The organism is Secundilactobacillus collinoides DSM 20515 = JCM 1123 (assembly GCF_001435975.1).
GTDB lineage: Bacteria > Bacillota > Bacilli > Lactobacillales > Lactobacillaceae > Secundilactobacillus > Secundilactobacillus collinoides.
Genome location: NZ_AYYR01000070.1, coordinates 1 through 8,151, shown reverse-complemented (window position 1 = coordinate 8,151; position 8,151 = coordinate 1). Strand labels below are relative to the sequence as shown.

The following is an 8,151-nucleotide window of genomic DNA, read 5'->3' as shown; positions in this document are numbered from 1 at the left end:
GCCCCCCGCCGTAAAAAACAGAAAGTTTTTTTACGGCGGGTCACTTTTTATTTTTGTGGAGTGAGATTATTGTTTCTCCAGGTTTATTTCTGTCACTACTCAGTTTTAAATTCAGAAAGGGACGGCGCTTAACCGGCTTTCTTCGCGCTTGTTGATGAGGCTCAAGTTAGTCTGCTACAACTGATTGCACATTGATTTTATCTAGCCGAAACGTGTTCCGAAAAGCAAGGGGGCGGAGCCTAACGGACTCTGAGCCCAAAAGTCAGAACCAGACTTTTGAGCTCAGAGTCCGTTAGGCTCCGCCCCTTAACCGCCTTTCTCCACACTCTTACCTATTCAACGCCTTAACCACCGTATCTTCCATCTTTTCAGGTGTCGTGATCGGAGCGAAGCGTTCAATCATCTGGCCATCGCGACCAATCAAGAATTTTGTGTAATTCCACTTGATACGGCCGTGTCCCGCTTCATACTTTAAATAGGTAAATAACGGGTCTTCTTCACTGCCGTTGACACGAATCTTTTTGGTCATCGGGAACGTCACTCCGTAGTGCACTTGGCAATAATCATTGGTCTCTTCATCACTGTCTAATTCTTGGTGAAATTGGTTTGAAGGCAAACCCAGAACTTCTAATCCCTGGTCATGATAGTCTTTGTACAATTTCTCCAAACCTTTTAACTGTGGTGCCAAGCCGCACTTGCTAGCCGTGTTCACAACGAGTAACACCTTACCCTTGTAATCTTCAAAATTAATTGTCCGGCCGCTCATTTCTGTTTCTTCAAAATCGTAAATTGTTGTCATGCTGATCATCCTTCCTGTTATTGGTTAATCCACCATATCTTTAAGCAATGAAATCAATCGTTTATTGACCGTCAGCATTTCCTTATAACTGCCATCGTCCAAATCGGCTGGCTCCTGAATGCAATTCGCCAGCGCTGTGCCGATGGCCTGACGCTCATTTAAGCCCTGCACCGTTAGTGAAATGATTAAACGGCGCTGATCATTGTCCGGCCGTGTTCGTGTCAGCCACCCCATGGTTTCCATGCGTTTCAACATGGGCGTAAGGGTGTTGCTGCCGATGCCCAGGGTCCCCGCTAAATCACGTACTGACTGACCGTCTTTCTCCCACAAAGCAAGCAGCACCAGGTACTGTGGATATGTGAGATCAAAATCCTTAAGGGCCTTTTGATAAAACTGGTTAAACAGATGGTTTGCTTGATAGACCGAAAAGCAAAGCTGTTCAGATAACGAAACATCTGTGACGTCCATTGAGCCACTTCCTTTGTGAATGAATTGTTCGTTTATGAATGATTCGTGCACGAACTGTTTAGGGTCATTATAGCGTTTACATTTAAAAGTGCAAGGGCTTTATAGAATCTTAAATGATTAGACAGTTGTAAATACCATCGGTGATGACATAATATTGGGTCCGTTTCTGTCAAGGGCGGTCACATTTGAAAGAATTGTTTGTTTTGTTAGATTCGTTCTTCGCCGATAGCTTTGCTGAAATCAGTAACCCCCACTGTGGCAGACCACCTGCAGAGAACACAATCGCCTGTGACGCCAATAAAAAAAGAGAACCATCGTCCAGACAGTTCTCATTCATTAAGGACTTGATGTTGTAACCGAATCATGTACGTAAATAGATAAGAGACTAACAGGAACACGGCCACCACCGCGTATGGAAAATGGGTGTTCATATCCAATAAGGCGCCGGACATCAGTGGTCCAATGATGTTTCCGACACTGGTGAGCGACATGTTCAGACCGTTGATCAACCCCTGATTTTTAGAACTCAATTTAGTCAGTAAGGTGGTAATTGCCGGCCGCAACAGGTCAAACGCCGTGAAGACAAATAGTGTCGCGATAATGACTTCCACCTTCGTATGAGCAAAGATGATCCAAATTGTCCCCGCGAATCCAATCAAGAAACAGTACCGGATCACGCGCGTTTCATTGAGCCACATCACCAGCCGTTCAAACATGGCGACCTGCATAAAGAGCGAGGTCAACCCGTTTAACGTCAATACTAAGGCAATGTTATCCAGACTAAAGTGGAACACTTGGTTCACATAAAGACTATAGATACTTTCGAACCCTTGAAGGCCAAATGATGACACTAAGATCATCACGAATAAAATGATGACCGGCTTGCTCAACAGGTCGGACCAGCTACCGTGCAAATCCGTGTGAGATGCATTTTCCGCAGTTTCGGCTGGCAAGTCGACATCTTTGTCATTAGGCAGCAACGTTGCCAGGGCAATCGTACTCAATAACCCCAGTAGCCCAGCCACCCAGAACGGTGCTTTGTAGTCAATACCGGCTAAAATTCCACCAATTCCTGGACCTAGGATCAACCCGCCACTGAAAGCAGCTGATAACTTTGGCGCGTTGCCGTTTTGTCGTAATGTCAGCCGCAAACGCCATTGCGGTCGGCACGACCATTGCGGCGGATAGACCGCCAATCAGTCGTGACACATCAAACAACCACAGGTAGTTAGTCAGTGCGAACAGGACTTCCGACACCATGTACAAGAACAGCCCAACAGCCAGAACTGGCTTCCGTCCGATTCGGTCCGACACTCGCCCAACAATTGGCGACGCAACGAACTGTGCAAAAGCAAATAACGATGTCATGATTCCCATATCAAGTGCGGATAAGTGCAACTCGTTACGGAGAAACGGCATCACCGGAATGACGAGGCTAATGCCCAGACAAACCAGAAATTCGCTAAAAATTAAAATAAAAATCGCCCGTTTTACTTTCGACGACATTGGTCTCACCCCTTTTTTACAGCATAAAAACAAGTATAACAGGCTTTGAATCGAAGTACAATCGGTAAGTACGTCCGCCGAAGTCCGCAAAAAAGACCGGCTCGTTTTCGCCGGTCCTCTTTAGTGATTGATCCCACTGATTAGTGTTTAAACAGGTAAACGCAACCCCGCTTTAAACTTAAACCCGTTGGGGCAATACCGTAGGCGGTATAGTGCCCAGCAGGAATAATGTCTGGCCGGTTCACGTTGGCCTGGGTCAACTCGCCATCCTCAAAGACATCCTGGCTGACTTCCTCGCCATCAAAGTCCCACAGTTCAATGGTTTTACCATCGATCTCAGTCTTCGACTCTTCAACTAACGGATAGTCTTCAAGCTCAGCAATAGGCACGATTTCGATATCCTGGTCGCCGTTAGCACCGCCGTTGTAGACTTCCAATTTCTTGCCATCAACGACAAAGACCGCCTTGTCATCCTTTGTGCTGGTCGTGTAGTGGTTACTGAATACTTTCATAACTTATCTCTCCTAGCTCATCGCATCATTTGGTGGTCACGCCACCTGCTACCCCCTATTTTACACATTCTTGTAACCGGTATCAAAACCAATTTTACTGTCAGTGTCCCTTTTTGCGTGTCTGTCAAAATAAAGGCACAATTTTATGAATAAGTTATCAGTAATCAGATAAATAGTAATCAACAATTTCATACTATTTGTCTGTTATCGAACAAATGTCCATCATTTTTGCAACATTGGTTTATTTTCTGCTTTCCTTATCGCATTTCTAAGAATACAATAATGGTATTAATGGGGATTAATTAGGAATAGACAGTTATAAACATGTTTAAAATGAGAAAGCGGGATGCACAATGTATCAGTTTTTTGTACAGCCTCAAGTGGATCGCTATCAAAATTCCGTTGTGGGATACGAAACTTTGATTCGTGAGCAATGCGATGACGGCCACTGGCAACTGCCAGCAGATTTTGAGGCTATTCCATTTGACACACAATTATTGTTATTACAGAATGTCGTGGCAAAACTGGGCACAAAAGTTCACTACATTTCAGTTAATTTAAACAGGGCCCAGTTTATTGATCCAACAACGATCAATGAACTCATTTCATTTCAGCAGAAAAATCGGCCAGTACGCTTGGTTGCTGAACTTACCGAGGAAGTACTGATTACACCTCAATCCAGTCAGGAAATTTTAGCTTCGGCAGAATTACTTGATCTGAGCGGCGTGCAGTTAAGTTTGGACGACGTCGGGACTGGCGAGAATCAACTAAGCCGTATTCAACCCCTTCTGCCGTACACCACGGAAATCAAGTTTGCGATTCAAAACTTTCGTCATGAGGGAAATCAAGCTTTGGTGCCAGCCAAACTCTATGAATGGAACGCCATTGCGAAGTCGTACAATCTGCGGTTGATTGTTGAAGGCATCGAAACACCGCAGGATGAAGAACTTCTGGACCGGTTGAACATTGCTTTGCGACAAGGGTATTTCTATGGTAAACCACACCTGCTGGCATGCCAACAACCCTTTTCACAAACACTCAATTCCAAAAAGATTATCGAATAAAATTGGAACAAAAGACATTTTTTGTTCCGAGAATATAAGCGTCCCTAGTTAAAAGTCCCGAAGGGTATTTTTAACTAGGGGCGCTTATATGGCCAAGGAAAGGCCGTTTGTCGCACGTTTATTTAGTCTAGCTGAACAAGATGCGCTGACAGTTTTATCGGCTATAGGCACTGTCGCCCCAGCCTTTTAGTTGCTTATTCAGTAACCGTGAGATTTTTCGTATAGCTTGCCGCATGCTTGCCAGAGTTGCGGCCAGAGTAAAAGGCGTACCCGACACAGGTTCCTGGCATATTAGGCCCGTAAGTATCCCCGGCTAACCCAGCAGCATCGTTTCCGGCAGCGTACAACCCATCAATCTTGTCGCCGTTGTCGTCAAGGACCTCATTTTCAGTGGACACTTGTAAACCACCCATGGTACAAAAGGCGCCAACATTGAGTTCAAACCCATAAAATGGGCCTTGGGCAACTTTAACGAGGTACTGCGGATCCTTACCAAAATCAGCATCATCTTTTCGGTCGCAATAATCGTTGTAGGTGGCAACAGTCTCAACCGCCTTTTCAACCGGCAAGCCCATCTTTTTAGCTAAATCATCAATTGTATCAGCCTTGAAGATAAACGGTTTATTGGCTGCAACAGCATCATCCAACTCCGCCTGGAGCTTGACCATCTTTTCGCCACGCCGGACATAGACACCCAAGCCCATGAAGTTGCCGTCCTTAGCCATCTTATCAATGACGCCCTGATCAAAATGCTGAAGACTTTGTTTTGCGTATACAGCGCATTACCAGCGTATGAGAAGTTGTACACCACGGCTTCGTCAACGAAGCGCTCGCCGTGTTCGTTCAGCCAAAGCAGCGGTTGTTGACCGGCAGCGGTTTCCATTTGCGAGGCCATGTACTTAAATGAGGGTTCATCCGGATCTTTTAGGTAGCCGCCAAACAGCATGGCCATCCCAGTGCCGTATTTCTTGGCACCGATTTTCCAAGCTAATCGTAAACCATCGCCCGTGCCTTTGCCTGAACTTACCGGAATCAGCCGACTAGTGTCATAGTGGGTCAATGATTTCATCATCTCGGGGTTGTTCAGGTAGCCGCCAGTCGCAAGTACAACCGCGCCAGCCTTAACATCAGCTGTATTTCCAGTCGCTTCATCTTTAATGGTGAGACCGCTGATAGCACCGTCATCGTTTTTTAGAAGTTCAGTGACCGTGGTACTCGACAGCAATTCCACACCTAATTTCTTAGCTTGAGGTTGTAAGGCATCGTGCAGCACACCCTGGCCCATGCCCTCGTAAATGTGCCAAGTGGCTTCACCAGCTCCCATAGCCTGCACACCCTCGTACTTAACGCCTTGGTCTTTCAACCACTGTACCGTGTTCGCACTATCGTCGAGGTACTTGCGCCAAATGCGTGAATCCGCGCGATACTTCGAATAGTCGACCTCTTCACGAAGCACATCAGTTGCTGACACTTTGATACCCTGTTCTTTTTGTAAATAGGAATCAACGGCAAACAAACCTTCCGTATAATTACTGCTGCCTCCGGTATGACGGCCCTTTTCTAACAGTAAAACACTGGCGCCGTGTTGGGCAGCTTCAAGGGCAGCCGATGTTCCGGCCGCACCGGTACCGGCAACAACAACGTCGTATTGATTTTTTTGACTAATTGACATATAAATCCCTCCAAATATTCTCGTTATTTAGTGAGCAATTGACGTGAGTCTTTTTCGTTCTTATAATGAACTCACGCTTAATATATGACTATCATAGCGAACTGACCCACCTCGCGTAACTGCCAAAACCGTTGGTCAGCCCAACGATTAGTTCGGGTAAGAAAGGATGCACACATGGATATCAATCGTCTCCAAACATTTTTAAAAGTCGCACAATACGGGAGTTTTCAGAAAGTATCTGAACAAGAATACGTGTCGCAACGCGCCGTTTCTAAACAGATGACCCAGCTAGAGTCCGAACTAAATGTGACGCTTTTTCACCGTGGAAAAAATCAAATATCCTTAACCGCGCAGGGTCATTTATTCTTATCGTCGGCTCAAGACATTGTGAATAATTATTTGAGTGCGCTTACAGAGTTAAGGCAAACGGATAGCCAAGAAAAACCATTGTTGCGGGTGGGCTACTTTTCTGCGTTTGAGCAACAATTACTACTGAAAGCACTTTACACACTGAAACTAAATGTGCCAGATCTGCAGCTGATCGTCCGGCAGGGCAGCAATGAACACTTGACCCAAAGTGTAACTAACGGAGCACTCGACCTCGCCTTGTCAATCAGTTACGGGAAGCCAGCACTTCCGGATGACTCACCCATCACTGCGCTGCCTATCTACCACAACCAGATGGTGATGGGCGTTAGTCGCCTGAATCCGCTCAGTCGTTTAACGGCCCTGCCGCAAACGAATCTGACTGACCGGCAAATGTTATACTACAGTCCGGAAAATTCTACCTTTTTGCTGGAAAGCTTTCTTGCCAGCGCGCCATTTATTGAAAACTACGAAGACATCCACCGCGTCAGCAGTGCCGAGCAGATGCACATGCTGGTTGCACTGGACCAAGCATTTGCGTTTTATCCTAAGGGCCTGACACCACCGGATGCCGATAAAAATGTGGCCTATTTACCCATTGAGAATGATACGACCCAGGAATATACAATTGAAACGCTATATGCGCCGCATACTCAAAATAAGGTGTTGAAACAGTTGATTGGCTGCCTGACGGGAAAGTAAAACACTGCGCAATGACGAAGCTTGCCTTAACCCAGCATCTCAGTGCGAAGCGCCACTAGTAGTCAGTGATTGTGCGAAAGTCCGCACCCGAAAAATACACCATCAATAATTGAAAAAGGAAAGCGGTCGTTTTAACCCGATAAATTTGCTACACTGAATTTAACGAATTCATGAAAAGGAGAACACTATTGAAAATCATCATCGCGCCAGCAAAGAAAATGATCGTCGATATGGATACCTTCGACCCCCTGAGTTCTCCGGAATATCTGTCGCGAACCCGCGAGATATTAAAGGTTATGCAACAATTGTCATATGAAAATGCTAAAGTTTTATGGAAATGCAGCGATAAAATTGCCAAACCAAACTATGACTGGCTTCAGCAACTTCAGTTAGACCGTCAACTCACCCCTGCTATTTTGAGTTTTTCCGGCATTCAATACCAATACATGGCCCCTGACTTGTTCACCGCACCAGCGCTCGACTATATTCAAGAGAACTTACGTGTGATGTCCGGTTTTTATGGCATTCTGCGCCCTTTTGACGGCATCGTGCCCTATCGTTTGGAAATGCAAGCGCGATTGTCCGTTAATAATACCAAGAGTCTGTATGAATTTTGGGGTGATCACTTGTACCAAGCACTGCATTTTAACGAAGGTCCAGTCGTCAATCTGGCTTCAAAAGAATATGCCAAGGCTGTTACACCTTATTTACAGCAAGATGATCAATTTATCGACATTGTGTTCGGTCATTGGGTCAACGACCAGTTAAAGACCCGTGCCACTTTTGCCAAAATGGCGCGCGGCGCGATGGTGCGTTATATGGCAGAACACAACATCATGACGATTGACGGGATCAAAGCCTTCGACCATCCCGACTACACGTTCAAAGCCGAATTATCAACAGACACGAAACTGGTATTTGTACATACCAATCATAATTAAAAAGCGTAGAACAAGGCGTTTAAGCCTGCCTAGAAAACAAGTAGGCAAATACAAACTTTCTCCAGAACCTCAATTGTCAAGTTAAGTGCAACACTAATGGCCTATTCTTATAATTGGTCTA

Annotated in this window: 8 protein-coding genes and 1 pseudogene; 3 read left to right on the top strand and 6 right to left on the bottom strand. The window is 45.5% G+C overall.

The window, feature by feature from the left end:
• Positions 1-328: 328 nt before the first annotated feature.
• The 5 genes from FC82_RS11620 to FC82_RS11605 all read right to left on the bottom strand — a co-directional run bounded on the left by FC82_RS11620 (position 329) and on the right by FC82_RS11605 (position 3,285).
• The gene (locus FC82_RS11620) at positions 329-799 is read right to left on the bottom strand and encodes a glutathione peroxidase (RefSeq protein WP_054762642.1); all 471 of its coding nucleotides are present in this window, start codon (positions 797-799) and stop codon (positions 329-331) included.
• Between the two features lie 24 nt (positions 800-823).
• Positions 824-1,267, bottom strand: a complete 444-nt coding sequence (locus FC82_RS11615; protein ID WP_056997081.1) for a MarR family winged helix-turn-helix transcriptional regulator — start codon at positions 1,265-1,267, stop codon at positions 824-826.
• A gap of 329 nt (positions 1,268-1,596) precedes the next feature.
• Positions 1,597-2,355, bottom strand: coding sequence for an MFS transporter (locus FC82_RS17490; RefSeq protein ID WP_420806433.1), 759 nt, complete (start codon positions 2,353-2,355; stop codon positions 1,597-1,599).
• Complete coding sequence (locus tag FC82_RS17485) at positions 2,312-2,773, bottom strand: MFS transporter (protein WP_420806432.1); 462 nt, start codon at positions 2,771-2,773, stop codon at positions 2,312-2,314. The genes FC82_RS17490 and FC82_RS17485 overlap by 44 nt, the downstream gene beginning before the upstream one ends.
• Before the next feature lie 140 nt (positions 2,774-2,913).
• Complete coding sequence (locus FC82_RS11605; RefSeq protein ID WP_054762640.1) at positions 2,914-3,285, bottom strand: hypothetical protein; 372 nt, start codon at positions 3,283-3,285, stop codon at positions 2,914-2,916.
• Positions 3,286-3,638: 353 nt separating this feature from the next.
• Here FC82_RS11605 and FC82_RS11600 point away from each other — a divergent pair, with 353 nt between their 5' ends.
• Positions 3,639-4,349, top strand: coding sequence for an EAL domain-containing protein (locus FC82_RS11600; protein WP_054762638.1), 711 nt, complete (start codon positions 3,639-3,641; stop codon positions 4,347-4,349).
• A gap of 194 nt (positions 4,350-4,543) precedes the next feature.
• Here the strand turns inward: FC82_RS11600 and FC82_RS11595 are convergent.
• Positions 4,544-6,021, bottom strand: a pseudogene (locus FC82_RS11595) (FAD-dependent oxidoreductase).
• Between the two features lie 174 nt (positions 6,022-6,195).
• On the opposite strand from FC82_RS11595, the gene FC82_RS11590 reads away from it, so the two are divergent.
• Together FC82_RS11590 and yaaA are read left to right on the top strand one after the other, a co-directional pair.
• Complete coding sequence (locus FC82_RS11590; RefSeq protein ID WP_056997080.1) at positions 6,196-7,089, top strand: LysR family transcriptional regulator; 894 nt, start codon at positions 6,196-6,198, stop codon at positions 7,087-7,089.
• 188 nt (positions 7,090-7,277) lie between these two features.
• Positions 7,278-8,030: a peroxide stress protein YaaA gene (yaaA, locus tag FC82_RS11585; protein ID WP_054762636.1), complete on the top strand. Its 753-nt coding sequence runs from the start codon at positions 7,278-7,280 to the stop codon at positions 8,028-8,030.
• Positions 8,031-8,151: the final 121 nt, after the last annotated feature.

What these genes read in the sequence shown, in the direction of transcription:
- FC82_RS11620 (WP_054762642.1), bottom strand. Translation starts at nt 799, where the DNA reads ATGACAACAATTTACGATTTTGAAGAAACAGAAATGAGCGGCCGGACA.
- FC82_RS11615 (WP_056997081.1), bottom strand. Translation starts at nt 1,267, where the DNA reads ATGGACGTCACAGATGTTTCGTTATCTGAACAGCTTTGCTTTTCGGTC.
- FC82_RS17485 (WP_420806432.1), bottom strand. Translation starts at nt 2,773, where the DNA reads ATGTCGTCGAAAGTAAAACGGGCGATTTTTATTTTAATTTTTAGCGAA.
- FC82_RS11605 (WP_054762640.1), bottom strand. Translation starts at nt 3,285, where the DNA reads ATGAAAGTATTCAGTAACCACTACACGACCAGCACAAAGGATGACAAG.
- FC82_RS11600 (WP_054762638.1), top strand. Translation starts at nt 3,639, where the DNA reads ATGTATCAGTTTTTTGTACAGCCTCAAGTGGATCGCTATCAAAATTCC.
- FC82_RS11590 (WP_056997080.1), top strand. Translation starts at nt 6,196, where the DNA reads ATGGATATCAATCGTCTCCAAACATTTTTAAAAGTCGCACAATACGGG.